Origin of the sequence: Christensenella sp. (assembly GCF_034927525.1) — a bacterium.
Lineage (GTDB): Bacteria > Bacillota > Clostridia > Christensenellales > Christensenellaceae > Christensenella.
The window spans coordinates 1-1625 of sequence record NZ_JAYFPU010000254.1 but is presented as its reverse complement, the minus strand read 5'-3'; the positions used below and the strand labels follow the sequence as shown (position 1 = coordinate 1625).

Annotated in this window: 2 protein-coding genes; both read left to right on the top strand. The window is 49.2% G+C overall.

The window, feature by feature from the left end; translation table 11 throughout:
- A partial coding sequence (locus VB081_RS10565) for a Nif3-like dinuclear metal center hexameric protein (RefSeq protein ID WP_323400780.1) occupies positions 1-827 on the top strand: 827 nt, incomplete at its 5' end.
- Positions 828-839: 12 nt separating this feature from the next.
- Entirely contained in the window at positions 840-1568 is a 729-nt protein-coding gene (locus VB081_RS10560; RefSeq protein WP_323400779.1) for a zinc ribbon domain-containing protein, read from the top strand.
- Positions 1569-1625 lie beyond the last annotated feature (57 nt).

The following is a 1625-nucleotide window of genomic DNA, read 5'->3' as shown; positions in this document are numbered from 1 at the left end:
CGCTGTATTGCGCACATACAAGCATGGATACCACGGCAAACGGGATCAACCGTTATCTGGCTGACGCGCTTTCACTATGTAACCAGGAGTATCTGGAAGAAACGAATGTCGAGCAATACCTGGAGGTAGCGGTTCATGTGCCGGAGAGTCACGCGTGTCAGGTGCGTGCAGCGATGACGGCGGCAGGCGCTGGCAATATTGGCGATTACAGCGAATGTACTTACAATATTTCAGGCAAGGGCATGTTTCGGCCGAATTCACAGGCAAGCCCCTTTATTGGTAAAACGGGAGCGGTTGAGACTGTGGACGAGATACGTATAAGCACCGTGTGCCCAAAGGGCCGGCTGCAAAGCGTGCTACAGGCGATCCATGACGCACATCCCTATGAAGAGCCGGCTATCAGCGCGCTTGTGACGTGTGAACCGCAGACAATTAACGCAGGGCTGGGCATTGTGGGCGACCTTGAAAAAGCGGAGACCGCCGAAAGCATCATCAGTTGTATCAAAGAAAAACTGGATATCGATCTTGTACGCGTCTCAGGCGACTTAGACCAGATGATTGACAGGATCGCCGTATGCGGAGGCGCTGCTGGGGATATGGCTGGTGTGGCAAAAGCAAAAGGCGCGCAACTATACCTGACAGGCGAAATCAAGCACAACTTTTATGTGGAAGAGCAGGGAATGGTACTTGTGGAAGCAGGGCATTACGACACGGAAAAGTGCTTTTGCAAAGTATACGCCCAAGGTTTACAAAAAATGCTTGATGATGTAAACTATAAGGTAGCTATTTATATTGCGAGTTTGCATAGACCGTATGTGAACATTTGAGGAGGATTATTGTTGGATAACTTAAGAGCTTTATGGGATTACCAATGCGCGGAAATAGAATTGGAAGACTATGAAAAGTCGCTGCGGAACACCCAAACACGTAAAAAATTGGTACAGCAGCAACAGATTTTCCAGAGTAACCAGCAGAAGCTGAAGCAACTGGAACAGGAGTCAGTGCTGCTGCAGAATAAGCTTTCGGAGGCGGCAGGACAGATCGATCTCCTGAAAAAGCAGATGAAATCCAAAAAGGAAGAGATCGCAGAGATCGCGGATTACGACCTTGAAGATCTGTTTTTGGAAGATGTGCGCGAGATGATCAAGGAATGCGAGGGCATCAAGTCTGCGGTGGAGCTCAATAAACGCAAGGTCGTTGAGGTGATGCACCGTTTGGAGAAATCCGAAGGGGAGATCAAAGAAACGCTTGTCAAGATGAGCAACGCTAAAAAGCTGTTTGATCAGCTTAAAGAGGCACACGCCAAGGAGCTTGACGCCGGCAAGGGCGATCTTGAAAAATTGCGCGCGAACGTAGCAAAAGCCGCAAAAAGCGTAGATGCTGCGTTGATGGAAAAATATAAACAGATCAAGCAGCACAGGCCGAACCCTATGGCGAAGCTTGTAGGAGACCGCTGCGAAGGCTGTAAGATGCAGTTGCCGTCAGGTGTACTACAAAGCCTGAAAGCGGATGGAAATGTTGTAGAGTGTGAAAACTGCGGCAGGATTTTATACGTCGTAGAAGAATAAGTTTTTTTGAGCAGGCTGGATGGTTGCGCGCCGCAAGGCGTGAGGAAAGTCCGGGCT